This window comes from Actinoplanes sp. NPDC051861, from assembly GCF_040681145.1.
GTDB lineage: Bacteria > Actinomycetota > Actinomycetes > Mycobacteriales > Micromonosporaceae > Actinoplanes.
This window is the reverse complement of the sequence record NZ_JBFAYE010000001.1, coordinates 195,565-219,821: the sequence shown is the minus strand read 5'-3', so window position 1 is coordinate 219,821 and position 24,257 is coordinate 195,565. Positions and strand designations below refer to the sequence as shown.

At 70.3% G+C, this 24,257-nt stretch carries 27 protein-coding genes; 19 read left to right on the top strand and 8 right to left on the bottom strand.

Annotated features, from left to right (window positions below; genetic code table 11):
• Nucleotides 1-44: 44 nt before the first annotated feature.
• Nucleotides 45-800, top strand: a complete 756-nt coding sequence (locus AB0M02_RS01205; RefSeq protein ID WP_364219562.1) for an SDR family oxidoreductase — start codon at nucleotides 45-47, stop codon at nucleotides 798-800.
• Nucleotides 800-1,558, top strand: a complete 759-nt coding sequence (locus tag AB0M02_RS01200; RefSeq protein WP_364219559.1) for a class I SAM-dependent methyltransferase — start codon at nucleotides 800-802, stop codon at nucleotides 1,556-1,558. The genes AB0M02_RS01205 and AB0M02_RS01200 overlap by 1 nt, the downstream gene beginning before the upstream one ends.
• On the opposite strand, the gene AB0M02_RS01195 is transcribed toward AB0M02_RS01200, so the two are convergent.
• Nucleotides 1,548-1,943, bottom strand: a complete 396-nt coding sequence (locus tag AB0M02_RS01195) for a response regulator (protein WP_364219556.1) — start codon at nucleotides 1,941-1,943, stop codon at nucleotides 1,548-1,550. The two genes, AB0M02_RS01200 and AB0M02_RS01195, sit on opposite strands and share 11 nt — an antisense overlap.
• Before the next feature lie 335 nt (nucleotides 1,944-2,278).
• Here AB0M02_RS01195 and AB0M02_RS01190 point away from each other — a divergent pair, with 335 nt between their 5' ends.
• Together AB0M02_RS01190 and AB0M02_RS01185 are read left to right on the top strand one after the other, a co-directional pair.
• Nucleotides 2,279-2,491 (top strand): hypothetical protein, encoded by a 213-nt coding sequence (locus tag AB0M02_RS01190; RefSeq protein WP_364219553.1) that lies wholly within the window; start codon nucleotides 2,279-2,281, stop codon nucleotides 2,489-2,491.
• Nucleotides 2,492-2,567: 76 nt separating this feature from the next.
• On the top strand, nucleotides 2,568-4,361 hold the full coding sequence (locus AB0M02_RS01185; RefSeq protein ID WP_364219550.1) for an ATP-binding protein: 1,794 nt from the start codon (nucleotides 2,568-2,570) through the stop codon (nucleotides 4,359-4,361).
• A gap of 41 nt (nucleotides 4,362-4,402) precedes the next feature.
• On the opposite strand, the gene AB0M02_RS01180 is transcribed toward AB0M02_RS01185, so the two are convergent.
• Both AB0M02_RS01180 and AB0M02_RS01175 read right to left on the bottom strand, forming a co-directional pair.
• Nucleotides 4,403-5,065, bottom strand: a complete 663-nt coding sequence (locus AB0M02_RS01180) for an SRPBCC family protein (RefSeq protein ID WP_364219547.1) — start codon at nucleotides 5,063-5,065, stop codon at nucleotides 4,403-4,405.
• Between the two features lie 73 nt (nucleotides 5,066-5,138).
• The gene (locus AB0M02_RS01175) at nucleotides 5,139-5,888 is read right to left on the bottom strand and encodes a hydrolase (RefSeq protein ID WP_364219544.1); all 750 of its coding nucleotides are present in this window, start codon (nucleotides 5,886-5,888) and stop codon (nucleotides 5,139-5,141) included.
• Nucleotides 5,889-6,068: 180 nt separating this feature from the next.
• Between AB0M02_RS01175 and AB0M02_RS01170 the strand changes: the two genes are divergently transcribed.
• Entirely contained in the window at nucleotides 6,069-6,908 is an 840-nt protein-coding gene (locus AB0M02_RS01170; RefSeq protein WP_364219541.1) for a peptidoglycan DD-metalloendopeptidase family protein, read from the top strand.
• Between the two features lie 47 nt (nucleotides 6,909-6,955).
• Here AB0M02_RS01170 and csrA read toward each other — a convergent pair whose 3' ends face one another.
• The 5 genes from csrA to AB0M02_RS01145 form a co-directional block, all read right to left on the bottom strand.
• On the bottom strand, nucleotides 6,956-7,198 hold the full coding sequence (gene csrA / locus AB0M02_RS01165) for a carbon storage regulator CsrA (RefSeq protein WP_364219538.1): 243 nt from the start codon (nucleotides 7,196-7,198) through the stop codon (nucleotides 6,956-6,958).
• Between the two features lie 85 nt (nucleotides 7,199-7,283).
• Nucleotides 7,284-7,721, bottom strand: a complete 438-nt coding sequence (locus AB0M02_RS01160; RefSeq protein ID WP_364219535.1) for a flagellar assembly protein FliW — start codon at nucleotides 7,719-7,721, stop codon at nucleotides 7,284-7,286.
• 2 nt (nucleotides 7,722-7,723) lie between these two features.
• The gene (locus AB0M02_RS01155) at nucleotides 7,724-8,698 is read right to left on the bottom strand and encodes a flagellin (protein ID WP_364219532.1); all 975 of its coding nucleotides are present in this window, start codon (nucleotides 8,696-8,698) and stop codon (nucleotides 7,724-7,726) included.
• Between the two features lie 14 nt (nucleotides 8,699-8,712).
• The gene (flgK, locus tag AB0M02_RS01150) at nucleotides 8,713-10,143 is read right to left on the bottom strand and encodes a flagellar hook-associated protein FlgK (protein WP_364219529.1); all 1,431 of its coding nucleotides are present in this window, start codon (nucleotides 10,141-10,143) and stop codon (nucleotides 8,713-8,715) included.
• Nucleotides 10,143-10,628, bottom strand: coding sequence for a flagellar protein FlgN (locus AB0M02_RS01145; protein ID WP_364219526.1), 486 nt, complete (start codon nucleotides 10,626-10,628; stop codon nucleotides 10,143-10,145). The genes flgK and AB0M02_RS01145 overlap by 1 nt, the downstream gene beginning before the upstream one ends.
• 246 nt (nucleotides 10,629-10,874) lie before the next feature.
• Between AB0M02_RS01145 and AB0M02_RS01140 the strand changes: the two genes are divergently transcribed.
• The 14 genes from AB0M02_RS01140 to AB0M02_RS01075 all read left to right on the top strand — a co-directional run bounded on the left by AB0M02_RS01140 (nucleotide 10,875) and on the right by AB0M02_RS01075 (nucleotide 24,215).
• On the top strand, nucleotides 10,875-12,134 hold the full coding sequence (locus AB0M02_RS01140; protein ID WP_364219523.1) for a flagellin: 1,260 nt from the start codon (nucleotides 10,875-10,877) through the stop codon (nucleotides 12,132-12,134).
• A 133-nt stretch (nucleotides 12,135-12,267) separates the two neighbouring features.
• A complete protein-coding gene (gene fliD, locus AB0M02_RS01135; protein ID WP_364219520.1) occupies nucleotides 12,268-13,677 on the top strand; it encodes a flagellar filament capping protein FliD in 1,410 nt (469 codons plus the stop codon).
• A 41-nt stretch (nucleotides 13,678-13,718) separates the two neighbouring features.
• Complete coding sequence (gene fliS / locus AB0M02_RS01130) at nucleotides 13,719-14,093, top strand: flagellar export chaperone FliS (RefSeq protein ID WP_364219517.1); 375 nt, start codon at nucleotides 13,719-13,721, stop codon at nucleotides 14,091-14,093.
• A complete protein-coding gene (locus AB0M02_RS01125) occupies nucleotides 14,090-14,425 on the top strand; it encodes a hypothetical protein (RefSeq protein WP_364219514.1) in 336 nt (111 codons plus the stop codon). The genes fliS and AB0M02_RS01125 overlap by 4 nt, the downstream gene beginning before the upstream one ends.
• Before the next feature lie 184 nt (nucleotides 14,426-14,609).
• Complete coding sequence (locus tag AB0M02_RS01120) at nucleotides 14,610-14,957, top strand: flagellar basal body protein (protein WP_364219511.1); 348 nt, start codon at nucleotides 14,610-14,612, stop codon at nucleotides 14,955-14,957.
• On the top strand, nucleotides 14,957-15,349 hold the full coding sequence (locus tag AB0M02_RS01115; protein ID WP_364219508.1) for a flagellar basal body rod C-terminal domain-containing protein: 393 nt from the start codon (nucleotides 14,957-14,959) through the stop codon (nucleotides 15,347-15,349). The genes AB0M02_RS01120 and AB0M02_RS01115 overlap by 1 nt, the downstream gene beginning before the upstream one ends.
• A complete protein-coding gene (gene fliE, locus AB0M02_RS01110) occupies nucleotides 15,346-15,693 on the top strand; it encodes a flagellar hook-basal body complex protein FliE (RefSeq protein ID WP_364219505.1) in 348 nt (115 codons plus the stop codon). Before AB0M02_RS01115 ends, fliE begins: the two co-directional genes overlap by 4 nt.
• Nucleotide 15,694: 1 nt before the next feature.
• On the top strand, nucleotides 15,695-17,314 hold the full coding sequence (fliF, locus tag AB0M02_RS01105) for a flagellar basal-body MS-ring/collar protein FliF (protein WP_364219502.1): 1,620 nt from the start codon (nucleotides 15,695-15,697) through the stop codon (nucleotides 17,312-17,314).
• A gap of 30 nt (nucleotides 17,315-17,344) precedes the next feature.
• On the top strand, nucleotides 17,345-18,370 hold the full coding sequence (gene fliG, locus AB0M02_RS01100) for a flagellar motor switch protein FliG (RefSeq protein ID WP_364219499.1): 1,026 nt from the start codon (nucleotides 17,345-17,347) through the stop codon (nucleotides 18,368-18,370).
• A 7-nt stretch (nucleotides 18,371-18,377) separates the two neighbouring features.
• A complete protein-coding gene (locus AB0M02_RS01095; protein ID WP_364219496.1) occupies nucleotides 18,378-19,043 on the top strand; it encodes a FliH/SctL family protein in 666 nt (221 codons plus the stop codon).
• Nucleotides 19,044-19,058: 15 nt separating this feature from the next.
• Complete coding sequence (locus tag AB0M02_RS01090) at nucleotides 19,059-20,366, top strand: FliI/YscN family ATPase (RefSeq protein ID WP_364219493.1); 1,308 nt, start codon at nucleotides 19,059-19,061, stop codon at nucleotides 20,364-20,366.
• Nucleotides 20,367-20,507: 141 nt separating this feature from the next.
• Entirely contained in the window at nucleotides 20,508-20,966 is a 459-nt protein-coding gene (locus AB0M02_RS01085; protein WP_364219491.1) for a cell envelope biogenesis protein TolA, read from the top strand.
• Nucleotides 20,963-21,940 carry a transglycosylase SLT domain-containing protein gene (locus AB0M02_RS01080; RefSeq protein WP_364219488.1) on the top strand — a complete coding sequence of 326 codons (978 nt, stop codon included), beginning with the start codon at nucleotides 20,963-20,965 and terminating at the stop codon, nucleotides 21,938-21,940. Before AB0M02_RS01085 ends, AB0M02_RS01080 begins: the two co-directional genes overlap by 4 nt.
• 40 nt (nucleotides 21,941-21,980) lie before the next feature.
• On the top strand, nucleotides 21,981-24,215 hold the full coding sequence (locus AB0M02_RS01075; RefSeq protein WP_364219485.1) for a flagellar hook-length control protein FliK: 2,235 nt from the start codon (nucleotides 21,981-21,983) through the stop codon (nucleotides 24,213-24,215).
• Nucleotides 24,216-24,257 lie beyond the last annotated feature (42 nt).

Sequence of the window (24,257 nt, the reverse complement as noted above, 5' to 3'; positions counted from 1 at the left end):
AGGTCATCGACGAAGCGGTCCGGATGATGCGAGAGGATCGGGACATGCAGAACATCGCAGTGGTCACCGGCGCGTCGAGCGGAATCGGTGCCGCGACGGCACGCAGACTCGCCGCCGAGGGCTTTCACGTTGTCGCCGCGGCCCGCCGGGTCGACCGGCTGGAGGCGCTGGTCAAGGAGATCGGCCCGGCGGCGACAGCGGCCGAGTGTGACGTGACCTCGGACGACTCGGTCGCCGGGCTGGCCGAGGTGGTGGCCGGGCTGGGTGGTCCGCTCACGCTGCTGGTCAACAACGCGGGCGGTGCCCGCGGCCTCGACCCGGTCGCCACCGGCTCGGTCGAGGACTGGCAGTGGATGTACGACGTGAACGTCCTCGGCACGCTCCGGGTGACCAAGGCGCTGCTGCCTGCCCTGGAGGTGAGCGGCCGGGGGACGATCGTGACGGTCGGGTCCACCGCGGCGTTCACCGTCTACGAGGGAGGCAGCGGGTACACCGCGGCCAAGCACGCACAGACCGCCCTGGTCGGGACGTTGCGGCTGGAACTGTCCGGAAAGCCGGTCCGGGTCGTCGAGATCGACCCCGGCATGGTGCGCACCGACGAGTTCTCGCTCAAGCGCTTCGGCGGCGACCGGGCCCGGGCCGACGCGATCTACGACGGGGTCAGGGAGCCGCTGGTGGCCGACGACATCGCGGACGTGATCGCGTTCGCCGCGACCCGGCCGCAGCACGTCAACATCGACCGGCTGGTGATCCGCCCGATCGCGCAGGCCGCACAGCACAAGGTCCACCGGGAGAAGTAGTGAAGCCCATCGGCGCGATCACCAGGGGCACCACCAACCCCAATCGCCTGCGCCGGGTGGACAGCTTTCTCGCGTACCGTTGCGAAATTGATCTTCAAAACGCACGCGTGCCGCTGGTCGTCGATCTGGGCTACGGCGCGACGCCGGTCACCGCTGTAGAGCTCCGGCGCAGGCTGTCGGTCACGGTCCGTGCGGACGTCGCGGTGGTCGGTTTGGAGATTGATCCGGTACGGGTGACCGACGCGCAGCCGTTCGCCGACCCGCCGTTGCTCGAGTTCCGCCGCGGCGGGTTCGAGCTGGCCGGTCTCGCGCCGGTGGTGGTGCGCGCGTTCAACGTCCTGCGGCAGTACGCGGAGGACGAGGTCGCCGCCGCGTGGCGGACGATGACCGCCAGCGGTGCCGTGCTGATCGAGGGCACCTGTGACGAGCTGGGGCGGATCGGCACCTGGGCGGTCGTCGAGGCCGGCACACCACGCACGCTCACGCTCTCCGCCCGGCTGCCGGCGCTGGAGCATCCGTCGGTCTTCGCCGAGCGGTTGCCGAAGGCGCTGATCCACCACAACGTCCCGGGTCACCCGGTGCACGAGCTGCTGCGGGCGCTGAGCCGGGCGTGGGAGACCGAGGCCACCCCGTTCGGCCCGCGGCAGCGGTGGCTGGCCACCGTCCGGCGGATGCGCGACGAGGGCTGGCCGGTGCTCGACGGCCCGGCCCGCTGGCGCCTCGGCGAACTGACGCTGCCCTGGCCGGTCAGTCGTTAGGCGAGAGCGCGTCCTTCAGCGCCTGCAGCAGGGCGTCCGCGGTGAACGGCTTCTTCACCAGCACGTCGTCCTCGCCGATCTGGCCCTTGCTGACCGCGATGTCCTTGGGCAGGCCGGAGACGAACACCACGCCGATGCCGGGGCGCAGGCCGCGGACGGTTCTGGCCAGGTCGCCGCCGGAGACCCCGGGCAGCGTCAGGTCGGTGATCAGCGCGTCGATCTCGCCCGGATGGTCCCGGCAGATCGGGATGGCCTCGTCCGGCTCACCGGCCGCCAGCGTCGCGTACCCGCGCCGCTCCAGCATGCGGCGCATGATGTCACGCAGATCCTCTTCGTCGTCGACGACCAGGACTGTCGGCCTTTCGGCGACCGGCGCCTCGGACATTCGTTCCCTCCTCGGACTGCGTCGTTCTCACGCTATCCGCCGCTCGGGGGTCGCGTACGGAACTTGGCGGCACCGAGCAGCGCCGGGTGACGGGGCCGGACTTGGGGCAGTTCCGGCGAAGCCGAGCGGGCGGCGGCGGCCCGGCGCAGCATGACGAGATAGCAGGGGCACGCCGGAATCACCTGAGGGAAAGGCTGGAAGGAACTTCAGAGCACCACCGTGCTCCGCCCGCCGATCGGGCGGATCACACCGGGAACCTCTAAGCCGACAGTGCCGCGGGCCGAACTTCTCGCTGTCAGGACCCGCTGCACCGCCACCGGACAAAGGAGAGCGATATGACCGCCCTGCTGTCGCCCGAGATCGACATCGTCGGCGAGATGACCGAACGCTGCGATCGCTGCGGCGCGGCCGCCAAGCTGGAGGTCGTTCTGGCCAGCGGCGGCGAACTGGCGTTCTGCGGCCATCACGCCAACCGTCACCACGGGGACATCGTGCGAGTCGCCAGCAAGGTCCGCATCGAGGACGGTTTCAGCTGGGCGGGCAAGTAACCGCCCACCCAGGAAGCGCGCGTTATGCTCTTTCCCTCACGTCTTGGGGGTATATGTGCATATCGCGGCGCATGGCGTGGGCAGGTTGTCCCGGCTGATCGCCGGGTGCGCCGGTGTCACGGTGGCCGTCCTCGGCGCGCTGGACACACGCACGCTTGACGACGGGATACCGCCGGGCGGGGTCGTCCCCGGCCCGGCGGCCGCCCTTGTCCCGGCCGGGATCGCCCTCCTCGTGCAGGTCGCACCGGCCACCGGGTACCGGGCCGGCCGGATCCGGGCCGCCGCGGCGGTCGTCCTGGCCCTCACCGCCGCCGCCATCGGCGCCGCCACCCTGCGCGACCAGCCCGCCGCGGCGGTCGCCGCCGTGCTCTCCGGCCTCGCCCTGGCCTGCCTCGACCTGCGCCTTCCCCCGCGTACCGGCACCGTCTCCTTTCGCGTCGCCGACCCGCTGCTGCTCGGCGCCGCCATGATCGCCCTGGTCGCGGTGGTGCCGCGGCTGTTCGCGCCGGCCTTTCCGGTCGGCGCCGGACCGGACAGCGTGATGCCGCTGCAGATGGCCGGCACGTTGCTGCTGCTCGCCGCCGGCGCCATCCTCGCCCGGCCGGAGACCAGCCCGCTGCGCGCCCTCGACGACTCCGGCCCGCGCAGCGCCGTACGCCGCCTCGCCCCCGCCCTGATCGCCGCTCCCCTCGTCGCCGCGCTGGTCAGCGCGTTCGCCGTGCGCACCGGAATCAGCCGCCCGGCAGCCGCGGTCAGCACCGGGGTGGTCCTCGGCGCGCTGTGCCTGCTCGCCCTGCTCGCCTACCTGGTCCGCACGCTCGACCGCGCCGACCGCCGCCAGCGCCACCTGGTGGCCGAGCTGCGCGACCGGCAGGACTTCGCGCAGACCCTGCTGCAGTCGATGAACGAGGCGGTCCTGGTGCTGGACGCCAACTACCGGGTGATCGACGTCAACCGGCGGTGGCGCGAGCTGACCGGGCACGACGGTGCCGTGCCCGACCCGCCGCCGCTGCCCCCGCCCGGCACCGGCCAGGACTGGACGATCCCGCGCGCCGACGGCACCCAGGTACCGGTGCTGGCCACCATGGCCGCCATCCCGGACGCCTCCGGAGCGCCGCGCGGATACGTCGCCACCTGCGTCGACATCGCCGAGCGCAAGCAGGCCGAGGACGCGCTCACCGAGCACGCCGCCGAACTGGAGCGCGGCAACGCCGACCTCGCCGCGGCGCTCGCCTTCAAGAACGACCTGACCTCGATGCTGACCCATGACGTGGCGCAGCCGATCAGCTCGATCGCCAGCCTCGCCGAGCTGCTCTGCGCCGACTGGGCGGACCTGCCCGACGACATCCGGCTCGAGCTGGCCTCGAAGATCGACAAGAACACCCGGCGGCTGGTCAAGATGATGAACGACCTGCAGCTGCTGTTCCGGCTGGACACCGGCACGGTGACCGCCCGCCGGGTGCCGGTCCCGCTGCTCGAGGTGGTCGAGTCGGTCAGCGCCGCAACCACCGCCGAGGGCGACGTGGAGATCGCCATCGACGAGGAGCTGACCGCGCTCGCCGACCGCGGGCACCTGACCGTCGTGGTGGAGAACCTGCTGAAGAACGCGCTCGGGCACGGGGCGCCGCCGGTGCACGTACAGGCCGGGCGGTGCGCGGCGGGCACGGTGCTGCTGGTGGTGCAGGACAGCGGCACCGGGATACCGGAGGACGTGCTGCCGAACCTGTTCGGCCGGTTCATCCGGGGCGCCGGCCTCGGGCTGTTCATCGTCCGGCACCTGGTCGAGGCGAATGGCGGCTCGGTCCGGTACGAGCACGCCGTGCCCCGGGGCGCCCGTTTTCTGGTCACGCTCGAGGGCACGCCCGCATAGCAAAAGGCCGGCCCGGAGGCCGGCCTTCGGAATCGGCGGCGTCAGCTGCCGCGCTCCTCTTCGTTGATCATGCCGTCGCCCCACATGTCGGAGGGGCCGGTGCGGCCGCCCATCCGGGCGACGCCGGTGTCCCACCCCGCGCCGGGGCTCGGCGCCGGGCCGGCCGGGCGGTTGCGGATGCGCGCGGCGACCGAGGCGGGCGACGCCGGGTCGGCGGAGACGCCCGGCAGCAGGGTACGCGAGCGGCCCATCTTGGTGCCGGCGCCGGACGGAATCGGCCGCCCGCCGAGCACACCGCTCTCCACCAGGCCCTTGAACGTGGTGAGGTCGGCCTTCAGGCGGCGGTTCAGCGACTCCTGGCCGTGCCGGTCGCTGGGCATGAGGAAGGCGATGTCGGCCTCGAGCTGCGCGACCACCTGGGTCTTCGCCTCGCCCATCGGGCGCAGCGTGATGGTCTCGGCGAGCAGCGGGCCCTCCATGGTCGACCAGGAGACGCGCTCGTCCGGCGACCGCTCGATGATCTGCGCGTCGAACTCGCGCCGCTTCCCGTCGACATCCATGATCCAGTGGGTCTGGTCGGCGCCGATCGGCGTCACCTGGCGCACGCCGGTCATGAAGCGCGGGTAGTTCTCGAATGCCGCGAGCTGCTCGTACACCGTGTGCACCGGTGCGCTGACCTCGATCGCCTGCTGAACCATACTCATCGCAACTCTCCCATGCTGAAGTGCTGGCATCACAGAGAGTACGGAGAGCAGAACAGATCGTGTTCGCTTTCGCTCAGACGCGGCGCAGGTACTGCCAGCGGCCCACCTCGGCGGCGTACCGGGCGTCACTCGCGGGCACCAGCGTCACGCCGGCCTCCCGCAGCATCTCCACCAGCCGCGGGGACGGACTGCGCCAGGCCTCGCTGATCTCCACGACGGTTCCGGTGGTCCGGCAGGCGGCGGCCAGGTCGCCGACCAGCGCGGCCGAGACCACGGTGTCGTCCACGCCGGCCTGCGTCAGCAGCGCGAGCGGCCGGGCGAGCTGCGAGGGGACGTACCGGGAGGCCCGCTCGATGCCCTTCACGGTCGCGGCCACCAGCGCCTCGGCCGCCTGCTCGGCGGTGAGCACCCCGGCGGTCAGGCGGCGGCGCAGCTCCCGGGCGTCGAGGAGGTCGTCGCCGTACGGCAGCCCGGAGACCGCGACGGAGAGGGCGTCGAGCTGGGCCAGGTCGGACGGCAGTGCGAGCCAGCCGTCCGGGCGGACGACCTCGACCTCGGCGGCCACCCGCAGCTTGAGCTCGGTGCGGTGCCGGGCGCGGCGCACCGCGTCGGCGTACGCGGTCAGCCAGGTGGTCTCGGGCCCGGCCTGGTCGGCGAAGGTCAGCGCGCTCAGCCCTGCCCGGTCGGCGGCGGAGACCACCACACCGACGGCGTCCCGGCCGGCGGAGAAACCGGTGTGCACATGCGCGTCGACCCTGAGGTCCAGCGCGCACGCGGTGCCGACGGCACCGCCACCGATGACTGAATCGCGCTCTGCGCCCACGCTCGCTCCCCTGAACCCACCGACGGGTGTCTCCCGTCCGTGGATGAGAGTGCCGCCGGGACGTTGTCTCCGGGGTCAGCGGGCGGTGCAGGTGAGGTGCGTCCTGCGGGTTCCGTCCGGCAACCGGTCCGCAATCGTCGGGCAACGGTGCCGGTATCCGGGGGAGGTCAGCCTTCAGGCATGAAGGTTCTGGCGACCGTGGCGGCAGCGAGCCTGCTGGCCGTGACACCCGCGTTCACCCCACCGGCGGAGGCCGCGCCGAAGGTCAAGACGGTCGTCGGCGCCGCGAAGACCGACGGGACACGGCTCAATCTGCGCCGCGCGCCCTCGGCGTCGGCCGAGCGGTTCGGGTCGGTGGCCAACGGCGCGACCGTCTGGATCCTGTGCCAGGTCACCGGGCAGAAGATCACCGGCACGGTACGGGCCACGAACGTCTGGAACCGCCTGGCCAACGGCGCCTACGCGTCGGACGCGTACGTCGTACGCCCGGAAGTGAAGATCCCGGCATGCGTGCCGGAACCCACCCGGCCGGACCCCGCACCCCCTGTTCCGCCACCCGCCAAGGGTGAGAAATGGGGCCTGCCGGTGAACGCCGGGGTGGTCAGCGGATTCCGCACCATCGCCCGGCCCGCGCACGACGGCGCCGACCTGTCCGCCAAGCGGGAGACGCCGATCCTGGCCGCCTCCGCCGGCACCGTGATCCGGGTGGTCTGCAACGTCTCGGCCGGCACCTGCGACGAGGACGGCAGCCCCGCGCTCAAGGGCTGCGGATGGTACGTGGAGGTACAGCACGCCGGGAACATCGTCACCCGGTACTGCCACATGGTCCGCCGGCCGGCCGTCACGGTCGGACAGAGCGTCGCCCTGGGCCAGCTGCTCGGGAACGTCGGCACCTCGGGCTCGTCGTCAGGGCCGCACCTGCACTTCGAGGTGCACGTCAACGCGGCGCCGGCCGTGCACGACAACGCGGTCGACCCGATCGCCTTCCTGCGCGGCCGCGGCGTGGCGATCGGCCAGTAGGTTCCGGAGACGCGCGAACGCCCGCCATGCGGCGGGCGTTCGGCGATTCACTCCTTCGGGTCGGGCTTCTCGAGCATCTTGGCGAGCGCGTGCACGGCGTCCTCGGTGGGCGAGGCGGCCGCCCGGTTCGCCTCCTGGAGCTCCCGGTACACCTCCTCGCGGTGCACCTGAACATCACGAGGAGCCTGAATGCCCAGCCGGATGACGTCACCACGGGCTTCGAGCACCGTGATGACGACGTCGTCGCCGATCATCACGCTCTCCCCGGCCCGCCGGGTCAACACAAGCATCGATGCCCTCCTCCATCCATGGAACGGACAGCATGGCAAAGGCGCGGCCGCGAGGAAACACGACCGCGCCTGCTGCTCTGGAGGGTCAGAAGTTCCGGTTCATGATCGCCCGGACCGGGTATCCCGATCCACTGAGGACGACCTGCATGGCCCGCATGCTGTCGCGGTCCACCACGATCGGCGCGAGCAGGTTCGCGGTGGTCTCCTCCTTGCTCGCGGTGATGACCGTGAGCAGCAGCAGCCGGTCCGGATCCTTGGTGTTCAGCGCGGCGAACACCTCGTTCTCGATCTCCGGCGCGTAGTCCGGGAAGAACGGCTCCGGCGGAGCGACCAGGAATCGCAGCTCCGGGTTGTCGATCGACGTGAAGGCGTAGAGCAGACCGTCGTCGTTGAGACGCACCAGAACGAAATCCCGGTGTGCGGGGAACCCCGGCATGGGCACCGCCATCGTGATGGTCGGCAAACCCAGTGACGGGTCGGTCATGGTGGCCTCGATCGGTCGGGACGCGGTGCGAATAGTCATGGTCACCTCAGGAAATCGATGAGCGAGGGCTGGATCACCTTGGCCGTGGCGGCCAGGGCGGCCTGATACGAGGTCTGCTGGAGCTGCAATTCCATGATCGCCTTCGGCAGGTCGACATCCTCGATATCGGATAGCTGCGACGACACGGACATCAAGCGATCCTCAGCGGACTGCTTCATCTGGGTAACCCGATTGTATCGGGCGCCAACCTCCGAAAGAGTAGATTTCATCTTTTCAGAGGCTTTATCGAGATTACCCAGACCAGCATCGAGGGCGGCGTGATCGCCGTCGCGCATGGCCGCGACCAGTTTGTCGAGAGCCTTGAAGAGCTGGGCCGGGTTCTCCACCGGCGGGCTGCCGGGCGGGAGCACGTTTCCGTCGGCGTCGATGAAATCTCCGTTCTCGTCCATCAGATTGTCGGTACCGAAGGCCTCCGGCCCGCGTACGTCCACGCGTACCTTCGCGTTGGGCCCGATGGCACGCATCGTCTCGCCGCTCTCCTCGCCGACGTACGCCCCGGTCAGGTCGTACGCCTGGGCGTCCGGTGTGAACCCGCCGAACACCGGGCGGTCGAGGTACTTCGTGTTCGCGTACTGGACCAGCGTGCCCTTGATCTGCTCGATCTCGGCGGCACGCGCCTTGTTGGCCTCCGGGGTGCTGCCGCCGCCGGCACTCGTGGCGGCCAGCGTCAGGTCCCGGACCTTGCCGATGAGCTCGGTCGCGCTCTGCAGGTTGTCCTGCATCGCACCGAGCCGGCCGAGCGCGTCGTCGGCGTTCGCGGAGTACTTCTTGTTCGCCCGCACCTCGCCGCGCAGCTGGAGCGCAGTCACCGTGCCGGTCGGTGAGTCCGACGGGCGGTGCAGCAGCTTGCCGCTGGAGATCTGGTCCTGCGCGGTCTGCGTACGGCTCAGGTTGCGCTGCAGGCTCGCCATCGTCCTGGTGCGGACGCTGCTCTCGGTCACTCGTGGGCTACTCATCAGCGAACCTCCCCTTACCTGCCGACCAGACCGGTCCGGTTGATCAGTTGGTCGAGCATCGAATCGATCGTGGTGAGCACCCGCGAGGCCGCCTCGTAACCGCGCTGATAGGTCAGCAGGTTGGTCATCTCCTCGTCGAGGTTGACCCCGGACTCGGCGTCACGGGCCGCGTCCACCTGGTCGGTCACGGCGTTCTGGATGTCGCGCCGGCGGATCGAGGCCTGCGCGGCGACGCCCAGGTCACCGATCAGCGACTGGTAGGCGGCGTCGGCACCGGTGCGCGAGGTGGACAGCTCCGACAGATCGTCGGCCGTCTCGCCGTTGAGCACGCCGGGCGTGGCCGTCGGGTTGCCCGAGGAGATCGCCAGCTTCTGCGGGTTCGACACGGCCACCGAGATGTTCGCCGCGGTCAGGTCCGGGTCACCGTTGTACGTGACGAAGAAGTCCTGATTCGTCTCGCCGTCCAGGTTGTAGCCGGTCCGGTACTTCGCGTTGACGTCGTCCGCCAGCGCGTTGGCGACCTGGTTCAGCCGGCCCGCGATGGTGTCCAGGGTGCCGCCCTTGGCCAGCAGCTCCATCTGGGCGCCCATGGTGCCGCCCGCCGCCACCGGGATGTCCGGCGTGTCCTCCCAGCGCAGGTTGACCGGGTGCGCGTCGACATCCTCCAGGCGGTACGCGCCACCGCTCTCGATCCCGATCTTGCGGGTGGAGAACTCGCTTACCAGCGGTCCACTCCCGACGTACACGTTGATCGCGCCGTTCGGCAGGTCGGTCGCGGTCGCGCCGATCATCTCGGACAGCTTCAGCATCTGCTGTCCCCGCTGGTCCATCAGCTCGTTGGCCTGCAGACCGGCCGCGGTGGCCACCACGATCTCCTGGTTGAGCCGGGCGATCGAGTCGGCCGCCTTGTTGACGTCCTTGTAGTACGTGTCCAGCCCGGTGCGGGTCGCCTCGAACTGGCTGTTCAGCGCGCCGTGCGCGTCGTTGAGCGAGGCCGCGACGGTGTTGGCCTGCTCGATCAGGGCCGACTTGGGCGCGGCCTTGTCCGGGTTGGCGGCCACCGCGTTCCAGCCGTCCCACATGTCCTGCAGCCGGGCCTGGATCGCGGTGTCGCTCGGCTCGCCGAACACGTCCTCGATCAGGTTGTACGAGCCGGCCCGCTCGTTGTGGTACGAGGAGTTCGCGTGCTCGGTGTAGCTGCGCTGGTCCAGCGCGGTGTTGCGCAACCGGTCCACCGAGGAGACGGTGACACCGCTGCCGACCGCCGACGTGGTGGCGTAGATGCCCGGCACCAGGTTGGCGTTCTGCGCCTGCATCACCACACGCTGGCGGGTGTACCCCTCGGTGCTCGCGTTCGCGATGTTCTGGCCCGTGATGTCCAGGCCCCGGCGCTGCGCGTAGAGAGACGTGAGCGCGGTGTTGAGTCCACTGAATGTGCTGCCCATCAGATCGCCTCATCAACCAGAGTGGGGCGCCGCACGGCGCCGCTGACGGTCTGGCCCTGCGGTCCGTACGTTTCCACAGTCTCGGCGAACGCGAGCATGGTTTCGCGAGCCGCGCGCTGACCCGCGGTGAGCAGGTCGCGGTTGACGTCGGCCAGGGCCCGGATCTCCGACGTCAGCATCAGGAACGCCTTGCGGTGCTGGTGCAACAGGTCCGACCAGGGGTCGGGTGCGGCGTCGGCGAGTTCGCCGAGGGAGGCGTCCGGGGACAGGCCCAGCTCGGCGGCGACGTCCTGCGCGTACGCCGCGCGGATGACCTCCGTCTGCCGGATCTGATCCAGTACGACCTCCACCTCGCGGGTGGCGTGGCTGAGCCATCGTGACCGGTTGGACGCGAGGAGCAACTGCTCCTCCTCAAGCTTGAAAAGCAGCATCTCCAGCAGCTCACGTGAACGCCACAGGACGCTGGCCAGGTCGGTCAGGCTCACCCGGTCCTCCGTCGTATCGCTGGTCGGGCTCACCCCTTCCGGCGGACCCGCTCATTCGGACAGGTCGGCACATCCGCGGTACCGCTGAGCGGTTTCCGACGATCGGCACTTCTCCGGTTCGCCCGAAAAGACCGAAAAAATCTCAGAGAATCCTCATGGCCTTTCGGCGCACCGCCGAAGGGATGTGACGGAACACCACGGCTCATGGATGGGCCGGTAAGACCCCAATCAAGGAGGAACAACCCAATGGGTCTTCGTATCAACCAGAACATCGCCGCGCAGAACGCGTACCGGAACCTCTCGGTGACCGACAACCAGATGTCGAAGTCGCTCGAGAAGCTGTCCAGCGGCTTCCGGATCAACCGAGCGGCGGACGACGCGGCCGGCCTCTCGATCTCCGAGGGCCTGCGCGCCCAGGTCGGTGGCCTCAAGGTCGCCGTGCGCAACGCTCAGGACGCGATCAGCGTCGTGCAGACCGCTGAGGGTGCCCTCAACGAGGTCACCAGCATGCTGCAGCGTATGCGTGACCTGTCGGTCCAGGCGAACAACGCCTCGCTGGACAACGAGGCGAAGTCGGCCGCCCAGGCCGAGTTCGTCCAGCTCCGCGACGAGATCAACCGGGTCGCCGAGACCACCGCGTTCGGCAAGTCGAAGCTGCTCGACGGCACCTTCGGCCTGACCCGGGAGATGCGCAGCGCCGCCCCGATCGACGCGGCGTCGCTGACCAACCCGGTCACGATGACGATCAGCCAGATCGCCGGCGCCGACATCGTCGGCCCGGACGGCACCACCGCCGCACCGATCAACATCTCGGTCGACCCGACCGATCTGTCCGCACAGCAGATCGCCGACGAGGTCAACAAGCAGCTGGCCACCGCGCTGAAGGGCTCGAAGAACGGCACCACCGGTGAGAGCTTCGGCGGCAACGAACTGGTGCTGAGCGCGTCGACGTCGATCGACAACACCGACCCCGCCAACCCGATCACGAACTACTCGTTCCGGCTCGGTGGCTCGGTGGACTTCAACGTCACCGCCAGCGCCCTGACCGCGACCGGCGACACCACCGGCCAGGCGGCCAACGTTGTCGACGGCGCCACGCCGGGTGCCTTCCAGATCGGCGCGAACCAGGGCGAGAAGCTGACCGTCACGATCAAGGAGATCAGCTCGGAGACCCTGGGTCTCAACAACCTGAACCTGACCTCCGGCGCCTCCGGCAGCACCGACACCGGTGCCGCCCTGGCCATGAAGGCTCTGGACTCGGCGATCCAGTCGGTCTCCGACCAGCGTGCCTCGCTCGGTGCGCACCAGAACCGCTTCGAGCACACCATCAACAACCTGAACACAGCCGTGGAGAACCTGTCCGCGTCCGAGTCGCGTATCCGCGACACCGACATGGCCCAGGAGATGGTCTCGTTCACGCGCAACCAGATCCTGACCCAGGCCGGTACGGCCATGCTCTCGCAGGCCAACCAGGCCTCGCAGAACGTGCTGTCGCTGCTCCGCTGACGAGCGCTAACCGAATAGCCACCGACGACAACTGAATCTGGTTCCTGAAGGACCGAATAGGTGGGGGTAGCCGGCAACGCCAAGCCGGCTGCCCCCGCTCCGCAATCGACCTCGGTACGAAAGCAGGTTTCCCGTGACCAGCTCTGTCGACGGCCTCGTCAGTGGCCTGAGCACCTCCTCGATGATCAACCAGATGATGCAGGTCGAGGCCGCCTCACAGACCAAGCTCAAGACCAAGGTCGAGACCGCCAAGACGGCGGTCACCTCCTACCAGTCGGTCAACGCCAAGCTCTCCGCGGCCAAGTCCGCGGCCGACGTGCTGGGACGGCTGGAGACCTGGCGGTCGGTCAAGGCGACGTCGAGCTCCGAGGGCGTCACCGCGACCGCCACCGGCGGCCTCAGCGCCATGTCCGGCAGCATCAAGTTCAATGTCGACCAGGTCGCCAAAGCACAAACCACGATCGTGCCGAACGTCGACACCACGGTCACCACCTACCCGAACAGCATCAACATCACCCTCGGCGGCTACACCGCGCCCGACGGCGACGGCGACGGCCAGCCCGACTTCGACCCGGGCACCAACCTCCCCAAGAACATCACGGTCACCGGTGACGCCACCCCCGAGAAGATCGCGGCCGCGGTCAACTCGGCCGGCCTCGGCATCCGGGCGTACGTGGTGAAGACAACCGGCAACGAGGGCGTGCTGCAGTTCACCGGCATGAAGTCCGGTGCCGCGAACGGCTTCAAGATCGAGTTCGACGGTGCGAGCGCGCCGTTCGACGCGCCGATCACGACTCAGCCGCAGGACGCGAAGGTCACGCTGAACCCGGGTGAGGCGTCGGCGTACTCCGTCACCAGCACCAGCAACGTCTTCAGCGCGCTGATGCCGGGCGTGTCGCTGACCGTCTCCAAGCCGGAGAACGGCGTGACGGTCGACGCGGTCGCCGACGTCAGCGCCATCGCCGACAAGTTCAAGGCGTTCGTCGACGCCACGAACGAGGCGCTCACGGAGATCAAGACGCAGACGGCGTACGACGCGGAGACCCGGACGGCCTCGCCGCTGACCGGTGACTTCACGATCCGGCAGATGATGCAGACCCTGATGGGCCAGATCAGCGGCGGCCTGAACAGCAAGATGAAGCTCGACACCGACGGCAAGAAGATCCTCAGCGAGCCGTACGACTTCGGCAGCCTGAAGCAGTTGGGCATCTCGCTGTCCAAGGACGGCAAGCAGCTCGACTTCGACGCGGGTGCCTTCACCACCGCGTACAACAAGGACGCCACCAAGATCCAGGAAGCCGGACAGATCTTCGGCAACAACATCAAGCTCATCGCCAACAAGCAGACCAAGAGCGTCACCGACGTGATCACCGGCCGGAAGAACGAGATCGACTCGCTCAACGGGCAGATCAGCAACTGGGACGTCCGTCTGTCGGCCCGGCGGGAGGCGCTGCAGCGGCAGTACGCCGCGCTGGAGACCTCGCTCGGCAGCCTCAAGAACCAGTCGAGCTGGCTCTCCGGCCAGCTGGCCGGCCTCGCCTGATCGCCACGCCGGCTCCAGCCCAGCCCTGACCGAGGAGACCTATGACCGCGCCCAACCTTCGTGACCGCTATCTGCAGGACTCGATCAACACCGCGTCGCCCGCGAAGCTGCTGACCATGCTCTACAACCGGCTGATCCTCGACCTGACGCAGGGCGAGGACGCGCTCCGCAACGACGAGCGCGAGATCGCGTACGAGAAGATCAACCACGCCCAGGAGATCGTGCTCGAGCTGCGCACGACCCTGGACGTCGAGGCCTGGGACGGTGCTCCCGGCCTGGCCAACCTCTACGGCTTCGTGCTGACCGAGCTGATCGGCGCCAACATCAAGCGTGACCCGGACCGGGTGGCGTCCTGCCGCAAGCTGCTGGAGCCGCTGCGCGACGCGTGGCGCGAGGCCGCCGCGGCCGGGACATGAGCACCGCGATGCCGGCCGTGGACTGGCGCCAGGCATGGACCGCGGCACTCGACGACCTGGAGATGGACGTCGAGGCGGTGGAGGCCATGCTGGCCGACGAGCGCCGCATCGCCGAGACGCCGCCGTCCGACATGTGGCGCCCGCCGACCGAGCTGGGCGCGCTGCCGCTGGAGCTGCGGCCGCGTGCGGACGCCATCCTGACCCGTCAGATCGCCGCGGCCGAGGAACTGGCCCGCCGGCTCACCACCAACCGCCAGCAGTCGGCCGTGACGGCCCGGATCGAGACCGGCGAGGCGGTCAAGCGCCCCGTCTACCTGGACTGCGCGATGTGAGAACCACGGATTTCGTCCCGGAGCCCCGCCAGGGGTTCCGGGACGTTTTCGTGTGCAACCTCTCGGCAACCGCTTGGGACTCAGCGGATCGGCGCGCACGCCGAACTGCAGGGTACGAGCACGGATTGCTCAGAGGAAAGAAGCCAAGGATCGGCGACATGACGGATCGACTAGGGGAGCAACCTTGTTCGACGACCGCTCGTCGTCTGCACTGCGCGTCGCTGTCGCTGGGCTGGCCGCCCGGCAGACCGCCATCGCCAACAACATCGCGAACATCGAAACCCCCGGCTACCGGGCGCGTAAGGTCAAGTTCGAGGAGGCGCTGACCAGCGCTGTCGCCCAAGGCCGCTCGCCGGCCGGGGTGACCCCGAGCGTGCTGACCTCGCTTGAGCCGACCCGCCTCAACGGCAGCAACGTCAACCTCGACAACGAGACGCTGCAGCACATCGACACCACGATGCGCTACCAGCTGACGATCCGGGCGCTGGACGGCAAGTACAACTCGCTGCGCGAAGCCATCAAGGGGGCCTGATGAGCATCTTCAACGCGATCGGGGTGGCCGGAACCGGCGTCACCGTCTACCGCAAGTGGCTGGACGCGGTGTCCGACAACATCGCCAACATCAACACCGCGACCCGTACCTCGGAGAACGCGTTCCAGGCCCGTTACGTCCAGGCCCGCGAGGCGCAGGACGGCAACGGTGCCGAGGTCGCCGGCGTCCAGTTCGGCAGCGCCGAGGGGATCCTGGCCTACGAGCCGGACAACCCGCTCGCCGACGCCGAGGGCTACGTACGCCGCCCGGACATCGACATGGGCAGCCAGATGGCCCAGATGATGATGGCCCAGCGTTCCTACCAGGCGAACCTTGCCGTGGTCGACCGGGCCCGTGACTCGTACACCGCCGCGATCAACCTCGGGAAGTGATCGATTTGACCGCACCCATCAGCCCCATCGGCGGCTTCTCCGGCATCGCGGGCATCGGCGGGACCAACTGGTTCGCGGACGCCGCGGAGAGCACCGGCGCCGTCACCGCGCCGCAGGGCCCCAACGCCGACTTCGCCGGAATGCTCGCCAAGGGCATCCAGAACGTCCAGGCCTCCCAGTCCAAGGCCAGTGACCTGGCAGTACAGGTCGCCGACGGCACGCTCAAGGACCCGGCCCAGTACACGATGGCTGCCACCGAGGCACAGCTCGGGCTGCAGCTGACCATGGCGATCCGCAACAAGGCCGTCGAGGCCTTCCAAGAGATCATGAGGATGCAGGCCTGATATGACCGACCGCCTTCCCGCTCCGGTACGCCGCGTCACGGACACCTTCAGGTCCTTCACACCGGGACAGAAGGCTGTCACGATCTTCGCCGTCGTAGCCATCCTCGTCGGTGGCTACTTCTTCGCCACATGGGCGGCGAAGCCCTCCTACCAGATCCTGTTCAACAACCTCTCGACGAAGGACGCGAGCGCGATCGTCGAGTCGCTGCAGAAGTCGGGTACGTCGTACGAGCTGGCCAACGACGGGCAGACCATCCTGGTGCCGCGGGACCAGGTGAACAACCTGCGGCTCCAGCTCTCCGGCGAGGGTCTGCCCAACGACGAGGGCACCGGTTACTCGCTGCTCGACCAGCAGGGCATCACCACCAGCGACTTCATGCAGCACGCGAACTACCAGCGCGCGCTGGAGGGCGAGCTCGCCAAGACGATCAAGTCGATCGACGGCGTCGAGGCGGCCACCGTCCACCTGGTCATGCCGCAGGAGGACGTCTTCACCGACGACCAGTCCAAGCCGACCGCGTCGGTGCTGGTCGCGTCGAAGGCGAGCAACCCGCTCGAGGAGCCGCAGGTCCAGTCGATCGTGCACCTGGTCGCGTCGAGTGTTGAAGGGCTCGACCCGACCCAGGTCACCGTCGCCGACTCGGAGGGACGGATGCTCTCGACCGGCGGCGGCAACGCGGTCGCGACCGGCGGCAGCAACACCTCCGAGCAGCAGACCGCGGCGTTCCAGAACCGCTTGAACTCCTCGCTGCAGCGGATGCTGGACAACCTGGTCGGCAAGGGCAACGCGGTGGTCACCACCAACGCCGACCTGGACTTCGACCAGACCGAGACGCGCAGCAAGACCTACAGCGCCGACCCGGCCGTGCCGGCACAGTCGGAGAGCGTCAACACCGAGACCTACACGGGCAGCGGCACCGGCAACGGCGGTGTGCTCGGCCCGGACAACATCCAGGTGCCCAGCGGCAACGGCACCGGCCAGTACGCGAGCAAGAACGAGGTGCGCAACCGCCAGCTCAACGAGGTTCAGGAGGTACGCCGGAACGCGCCGGGCGGCATCAACCGCCTCAACGTCTCGGTCCTGCTGAACAGCACCGTCGCCGGTGGGGTGGACGCCAACCAGGTGCAGCAGCTGATCGGCGCGGCGGCCGGCATCGACGCCACCCGGGGCGACACCATCGCGGTCGCGTCCATGCCGTTCGACACCAGTGCGGCGCAGGCGGCCAAGGACGAGCTCGCCGCGGCTGCCGCGGCCGAGACCCAGGCCAAGCAGATGACGCTGATCAAGACGGGTGCCCTGCTCTTCGTGGTGCTCGCGCTGATCTTCCTGGCCTGGCGGGCCAACAAGCGGGCCAAGAAGCGCCAGCAGCTCACCGAGGAGGAGCGCCGGCACCTGGAGGAGATGCAGGCCGCGCTCGAGGCGCAGCGCCAGGCCGAGCTGGACATGACGGCCGCCGGCGTCGGCATGCCGATGAACATGCTGGAGAGCCCGGAGGCGCAGACCCGCAACGACGAGGCGCGCGAGGAACGGCACAAGGAGATCGAGGAGCTGGTCCGGGACAAGCCGGAGGAGACCGCGGCCCTGATCCGCAGCTGGATGTCTGCCGACGCCACGCACTGACGTACGCAACCCCCACACGAGGAGCATCCGTTGACCACACCTGCGCTCACCACGCTGTCGATGACGGGCGTACGCAAAGCCGCGATAATGCTGGTCCAGTTCGGCAAGGAACAATCCGCGCAGGTGCTGGCCAACATGACCGAGAAAGAGGTCGAGATGTTGTCCGCCGAGGTGGCTCGGCTGGGCAAGCTCGATCCGATCCAGGTCGACGACGTGATGGACGAGTTCTACGCCATGGCGACCACCCGGTACGCCGGGTCGGGCGGCATGGACTACGCCCGGGAGTTGCTGGAGGCGTCGCTCGGCAAGGAGCGGGCGGCGCTGATCCTGGACCGGCTCGAGGCGTCGATGAACGACATCCCGTTCAACTTCCTCAGCCACGCCGACCCCCGCCAGCTGCTCTCGTACGTCCAGTACGAGCACCCGCAGACGATCGCCCTGGTCCTGGCACACATCCCCTCGGCGCTGGCCTCCTCGATCCTGGCCGGCCTGCCGCTGGAGGTCCAGACCGAGGTCGCGCACCGCATCGCGATCATGGACCGCACCTCGCCGGACATCATCCGGCAGGTGGAGAGCGCGCTGCAGCGCAAGCTCTCCAGCGTGCTGCAGCCGGACGAGCTCTCCACGGTCGGCGGTCTGCAGCCGCTGGTCGACATCATCAACCGCGCCGACCGCACCACCGAGCGGCTCATCCTGGAGGCCCTCGACGCCCGCAGCCCCGAGCTGGCCGAGGAGATCCGGCGCCGGATGTTCATGTTCGAGGACATCGTCAACCTGGAGGACCGGGCGGTTCAGCTCATCCTGCGCCAGGTGGAGCCGGCCGACCTGGCCACCGCTCTCAAGGGCGTGCCGGAGGGCGTACGGGACAAGGTCACCAAGAACCTCTCCGAGCGCGGCCGGGAGAACCTGCTCGAGGAGATGGACCTCCTCGGACCGGTCAAGGTCAAGATGGTCGAGGAGTCCCAGGCCAAGATCGTCGGTGTCATCCGCACGCTCGAGGACTCCGGCCAGATCGAGATCCAGCGCGGCGGCGAGGCCGATGAGCTCATCGCCTGATCGACCGGTGATCCGCGGGGCGGTGGCGGACAACGCCGCCGCCGCACGGTTCGCCGTCGACCTGCGCCATCCGGAGCCGGTGGACAACGAGGCCACCGAGAAGGCGAAACAGCAGGCCCGCACCACCGGGTACGCCGAGGGGTGGGCGCAGGGCAAACGCGACGCCGCGACAGCCGCCGAGGCTGCCGCGGCTCGCGCGCATGCGGCCGAGGAGGCGTACGAGCACAAGCGCGCGGCGGCGCTGGCCCAGGCGGTGAACGCGCTCGGCCGCGCCGTCACCGAGCTCGAGAACCAGCTGATGCCGACGTTCACCGAACTGCAGGAGGTCGTGCTGGCCAGTGCGTTCGAGCTGGCCGAGGCGATCGTGGGGCGTACCCTGCGCGACGACCCGGAGCGGGGCGCGGACGCCCTGCGCCGGGCGATGAGCGCGGCACCCGAGCACGGCGGCGTCACCGTGAGCCTGCACCCGGAGGACTACGAGGTGCTGATCGGCGACGCCCCCGGCTCCGCCGACTCCTCAGCTGACGACTTCGAATACCAGGGCCGCCGGATCAGCCTGCGTGCCGACCCGAGCCTGCGCCCCGGCGACGCGGTCGCCGAGACCGGCACCGCGACCGTCGACGCGACGATCGAGACCGCGATGAGCCGGGCCCGGGAGGCGCTGCGCCTGTAGAGCGTGGAGGTTTCCATGACAGACGTCTTCCAGCATCGCCTGCAGAGCGCGATCGCCGCGGCCCGGCCGCTGGTGAGCGGGCGGGTGACGGGCGCGGTCGGGCTGCGCATCACGATCAGCGGCCTGGAGGCGCATGTCGGCGACCTGCTGCGCGTCGGCGACGGCCCGGGCGCGGTGCTCGCCGAGGTCGCGGCGCTGGACGGGGAACGGCTCTCCTGCCTGCCGCTGGGCCCGATCACCGGGATCGGCGCCGGCACGCGGGCGGTCAGCACCGGCGGCCCGCTGCGCATCCCGGTCGGCCCGGACCTGCGCGGCCGCATCCTGGACGGCCTGGGCCGCCCGATGGACGGCGGGCCACCCCTGCGCGGCGAGCTGGTGAGCATCGAGGCGGCACCGCCCTCGGCGATGGAACGGCAGTTGGTCGACCAGCCGATGTCGCTGGGGGTACGCGTACTCGACACGCTCGTACCGTGCGGCCGTGGCCAGCGCATCGGCATCTTCGCCGGCTCGGGTGTCGGCAAGTCCACGCTGATGAGCATGATCACCCGGGGCACCTCGGCCGAGCTGAACGTGGTCGCCCTGGTCGGTGAGCGCGGCCGCGAGGTTCGTGAGTTCATCGAGCACGACCTCGGCGAGGAGGGCCTGGCCCGCTCGGTCGTGGTCATCGCCACCTCCGACACGCCGCCGCTGGTCCGGCTCCGGGCCGGCGCGGTCGCCACCCGCATCGCCGAGTACTACCGCGACGAGGGCGCCGACGTGTTGCTGATGATGGACAGCGTGACGCGTGCGGCCATGGCGCAGCGTGAGGTCGGCCTCTCGGTCGGCGAGCCGCCCGCCACCCGCGGCTATCCGCCCTCGGTCTTCGCCATGCTCGCCTCGCTGCTGGAACGCGCCGGTCCCGGCGCACGCGGCAGCATCACCGGCCTCTACACCGTCCTGGTCGAGGGCGACGACCACAACGAGCCCATCGCCGACGCCGCCCGCTCCATCCTGGACGGTCACATCGTGCTCGACCGCAAGCTGGCCACCGCCGGCCACTTCCCGAGCGTCCAGGCACTCGACTCCATCTCCCGCGTGGCCAACAAGATCACCACCCCGCAGCAGCGTGCCGACGCCGTCGATCTCCGGCGCCTGATGGCCGCGCACCGCGAGGTCCGCGAGCTCGTCGAGATCGGCGCGTACGTCCCCGGCACCAACCCGGACGCCGACCGCGCCAACGCCGCCTGGGCCCAGATCAGCGCCTTCCTCCGCCAGGACCTCGACGAGCGCGTGACCGCCGACGACGCCTGGACCAACCTGCGAGCCCTGATCGCCACCATCTGACCAAACCCCCTCGTGTGTTGAGTTGGGGTGCGGAGCGGGGCCGAAACCCACACGGAAGGTTGTGGGTGCAAGGCGGGTGCAGGGACTCAGCGGGGAGACGGCCGGGCCGAAGCGGTGATGTGAAGGCTAGGGAGGCCAACGTTGAACCGTCTGTTCCGGCTCGGACCCGTGCTTCGCGCTCGCAAGGCGCAGGAGGATGCCGCTCGCGGCGCCGTCATCCAGTCGCGGGCCGAGATTCGAGAAGCGCAAGCGCTGGTCAAACGCCGGCAAATGGAGCTCGTCGGCAGCGAGGCGCCCTCCGAGGGAACGGCTCGCGCGATGGTGGCGGCCCTGGTGGCGCGGCAGTCGCTGGCCGCCGGTCTGTTCGGGGCACAGCGCATGGTCACCGACGCCGAGGAGGTGGAGCGGGAGAAGATGGCCGCTCTCACCGACGCGGCCAAGCGCCGGCGCGCGGTGGAGATGATGTCCGAACGGCACGCCGCCACCGTCCGCGCACACGACCTGCGCGTCGACCAGGCCGGCATCGACGAACTGGCCGTCACCGCGAAGGCCCGCCAGGCCGCTGGAAATGTCGCCGACCCGAACCGGAGTGAAGCATGACGCTGGGTGTCAGCGGGGTTCTGTCCCGTGTCGCGGAGCTGCAGGACCAGCTGGGCCTGAACCCGGCGCCGGCCGCGCAGGCCGTGGCCGGCTCGGGCGGGAAGTTCGCCTCGGCACTCGCGGACGCCACGCGGTCCGGTTCACCGGGCTCGGGGGTCACCGGTCCCAGCGGTGACGACGTCGTGGCGGCGGCCAAGAAGTACCTCGGTACGCCGTACGTCTTCGGCGGCACCGACCCGGACAAGGGGCTGGACTGCTCGGCCCTGATCCAGCGGGCGTACCAGGATCTCGGTGTCGAACTGCCGCGCAACTCGTGGCAGCAGGCCCGCGCCGGACGGCCGGTGTCGAGTCTGGCCGAGGCGAAGCCGGGCGACATCCTGGCGTTCAACTCGCCGGTCGACCACGTCGGCATCTACCTCGGCGACAACCGGATGATCGCGGCGCCCAAGCCCGGCGACCACGTCAAGATCCAGAACGTGTACGAGAAGCCGACCGCGATCCGCCGGGTCCTGGAGAACACCTCGCCGGCCGTGCTGCAGGACATGTCGTCGCTGCGCCCGGCCGGGCTGCGGTCGACGGGCGGGCTGAACGGCGTGCCGTACGCGGACCTGTTCGTGAAGGCCGGCGAGCGCTACGACGTGTCGCCGAAGCTGCTCGCGGCCGTCGCGAAGGTCGAGTCCGGGTACAACCCGAAGGCGGTCAGCAAGGCCGGCGCGCAGGGGTTGATGCAGCTCATGCCGGGTACAGCACGTGGTCTCGGCGTCGCGGACGCGTTCGACCCGGCGCAGGCCGTGAACGGTGCGGCGAAGCTGCTCGCCCAGCACCTCAAGGAGTTCAAGTCGGTGCCGCTGGCGCTGGCCGCCTACAACGCGGGCGGCGGAGCGGTGCACAAGTACGACGGCATCCCGCCGTTCACCGAGACACAGGCGTACGTCCCGAAGGTGCAGAAGGCCCTGGCCGCTCTCGGCGGCTGAGGCACTCTTTCCGAGCCCGAACGAGGAACAGGGAGACCGCATGACCACGCCGAGTTCTGTTTCTGGTCCCGACCGCCGGCCCACGCACGACAACACGCGGCGCCCGGCCGGGCGCCGCGAGGAGGGCGCACCGGACTTCGGGTCGGCGCTCTCGGCCGAGCTGGACCGGCCGGGTGGTGAGGGTGGCCGCAAGGGCGGAGAGCGGGCCGGGCCGGGCTCGGCTGACCGGGCTGTCCTGGGGCGGGCCGCCGCGGACCGGACGGTGATGAGCCGCGCCGGGTTGGACCGGGCAACGGCCGAGCGGGCTGCGGAGCGGGCTGCGGAGCGCGGCTCGGACCAGCGTGCCGCCACCGACCGAGCTGCGGCAAACCGGGCCGAAGCGACGCGAAACGCTGCCGACCGGGCCGCCGCAAACCGGGCCGAAGTGACGCGAAACGCTGCCGACCGAGCTGTCGCGAACCGGGCGGACGCAAGCCGAAACGCTGCCGACCGGGCCGCCGCAAATCGGGCGGACGCGAACCGGAACGCCGCAGAGCGGGCCGCCGCGAACCGGGCGGATGCCGGCCGGAACGCTGACCGGGCCGCGCGGAACGCGGATCGGGCGGGTGCGGGCCGGGATGCTGACCGGGCGGCCACCGAGCGTGGGGCCGAGCACCGCAGTGCCGCCGACCGGCGTGCCGACAAGGCGGCCGGGGCGCGGGCTGCCGAGCGGGTCGCCGACAAGCGAGAGGCCGCGCGGGCCGACGGGAAGCCGGCGACGGAGAGCAAGGGCAAGACCGAGGCTGCCGAGAAGCAGCCGAAGACCGACCAGGCCGCCGCGGAGGCCAGCGTCACGGCTACCGCCGCGGCGACGGCGGCTGCCGCGGCGCAGACCGCTCAGGTCCAGGCCACGCCCGACACCGAGGCGGCCGCGACCGGTGGCGAGGGTGGCGCCGTGTCGGCGCTGAGCATGACCGCGCCCGGCACCGGCGTGAACCCGGCCCAGACGGGCCTCGCTCAGCCGGGCACGCAGGCGAGCGGCACGACCACCGGCGCGACCACGGCCGATGGCACGCAGACCACCGCTCTCACCTCGGGCAGCACGAACCCGGCCGCGATGAACTCGACCGGCGGCACCCCAGCGGCCGCGGGACCCGTGGACGCCGGCACCACAGGCGGCGCCGATGCGGCAAGCGGTGCGGACGCGACCGGCGGAGCAGGTGCGGCCGGCGCGGCCGGCAGTGCGGCTGCGACAGGTGTGTCGACCGGCCCCGCTGCGGCAGGCGCGTCCGACAACGCCGGCAACCCAGCCGCGGCGGCGGGTGTATCCGGTGGTGCCGGAGCAGCCGGTGCCGCTGGGACAGCCGGTGCTCCCGGTGCGACCGGCCCGAACGTCATGCCCGGTTCGCTGACCGGAGCCGGCACCGCGACCGGAGCACCGGGCGGACCCGCCGCGCCGTCGCCGAGCGCGACGACCGGCCAGGCCCGGGCCGCCGACACCACCGCATCGCCCACCGGCGCGGACGCGGCAGCCTTCGCGACCGCGGGAGCCGCCGGCGAGACGGCCACCGGCGCCACCGAGGCGAACGCCGCCCCGGATGCCGAGGGCACCGGGACGCCCGACGCCACGCCCGGCATTTCCGGCGAAGCGGGCACCACGAATACGAACACCGGCGGCGGAGGTGCCCAGGACGGGTCATCCCGTGGTGGGAGCGAGTTTGCCCGTACCCCTGAAGCTTTTTCTGCCATGAGGCCGGCCGAGGCCGCCGCACCCACGACGCCCGCCGCGATGGGTGTGTCCGGCGTGCAGGGAGCCGCGCCGGCGAGCGCGACCACCGACACGCAGGCGTCCCCGCCGCCTGCACCGACCGTGCCCACGACGCCGGCCGCCCAGGTCGCCATGCGCATCGCGCCGCTGAGGCTGGACGCCGACGGCATCCACCGGCTCACCGTGCAGCTGCACCCGGTCGACCTCGGCCCGGTGCAGGTGGTGGCGGAGATTCGCAACGGTGACATCAACGTGCTGCTCACCGGCGGTACCGACGCGGGCACCGAGGCGCTGCGGTCGTCGCTCGACGATCTTCGCCGCGAGCTGACCGACTCGGGCTTCGGCAACTGCACGCTCGACCTGCGGCAGGGGAACGCCCAGCAGCAGGCTCGGCAGCAGTTCGCCGAGGCGGGCGCGCTGGGACGGCGGGACGGGGCACGGACCGGCGGGACCGAACTCCCGACCGAGCCGGCGCCGACCGCCACGCGCCGGGCGGTACCGACCGGCCGGCTGGACACCACCGCCTGACAGACAGCGCATACGACACATCGGCGCCGGTCCGCACAGTGC

Bases quoted from the DNA above. Each gene is read 5' to 3' on its own strand.
- AB0M02_RS01155 (WP_364219532.1), bottom strand. From the start codon at position 8,698: ATGAGTAGCCCACGAGTGACCGAGAGCAGCGTCCGCACCAGGACGATG.
- fliF (WP_364219502.1), top strand. From the start codon at position 15,695: ATGACCGACCGCCTTCCCGCTCCGGTACGCCGCGTCACGGACACCTTC.
- fliS (WP_364219517.1), top strand. From the start codon at position 13,719: ATGACCGCGCCCAACCTTCGTGACCGCTATCTGCAGGACTCGATCAAC.
- AB0M02_RS01160 (WP_364219535.1), bottom strand. From the start codon at position 7,721: ATGACTATTCGCACCGCGTCCCGACCGATCGAGGCCACCATGACCGAC.
- AB0M02_RS01075 (WP_364219485.1), top strand. From the start codon at position 21,981: ATGACCACGCCGAGTTCTGTTTCTGGTCCCGACCGCCGGCCCACGCAC.
- AB0M02_RS01090 (WP_364219493.1), top strand. From the start codon at position 19,059: ATGACAGACGTCTTCCAGCATCGCCTGCAGAGCGCGATCGCCGCGGCC.
- AB0M02_RS01080 (WP_364219488.1), top strand. From the start codon at position 20,963: ATGACGCTGGGTGTCAGCGGGGTTCTGTCCCGTGTCGCGGAGCTGCAG.
- csrA (WP_364219538.1), bottom strand. From the start codon at position 7,198: ATGCTTGTGTTGACCCGGCGGGCCGGGGAGAGCGTGATGATCGGCGAC.
- flgK (WP_364219529.1), bottom strand. From the start codon at position 10,143: ATGGGCAGCACATTCAGTGGACTCAACACCGCGCTCACGTCTCTCTAC.
- AB0M02_RS01205 (WP_364219562.1), top strand. From the start codon at position 45: ATGCAGAACATCGCAGTGGTCACCGGCGCGTCGAGCGGAATCGGTGCC.
- AB0M02_RS01125 (WP_364219514.1), top strand. From the start codon at position 14,090: ATGAGCACCGCGATGCCGGCCGTGGACTGGCGCCAGGCATGGACCGCG.
- AB0M02_RS01190 (WP_364219553.1), top strand. From the start codon at position 2,279: ATGACCGCCCTGCTGTCGCCCGAGATCGACATCGTCGGCGAGATGACC.
- AB0M02_RS01140 (WP_364219523.1), top strand. From the start codon at position 10,875: ATGGGTCTTCGTATCAACCAGAACATCGCCGCGCAGAACGCGTACCGG.
- AB0M02_RS01170 (WP_364219541.1), top strand. From the start codon at position 6,069: ATGAAGGTTCTGGCGACCGTGGCGGCAGCGAGCCTGCTGGCCGTGACA.
- AB0M02_RS01195 (WP_364219556.1), bottom strand. From the start codon at position 1,943: ATGTCCGAGGCGCCGGTCGCCGAAAGGCCGACAGTCCTGGTCGTCGAC.
- AB0M02_RS01180 (WP_364219547.1), bottom strand. From the start codon at position 5,065: ATGAGTATGGTTCAGCAGGCGATCGAGGTCAGCGCACCGGTGCACACG.
- AB0M02_RS01115 (WP_364219508.1), top strand. From the start codon at position 14,957: ATGAGCATCTTCAACGCGATCGGGGTGGCCGGAACCGGCGTCACCGTC.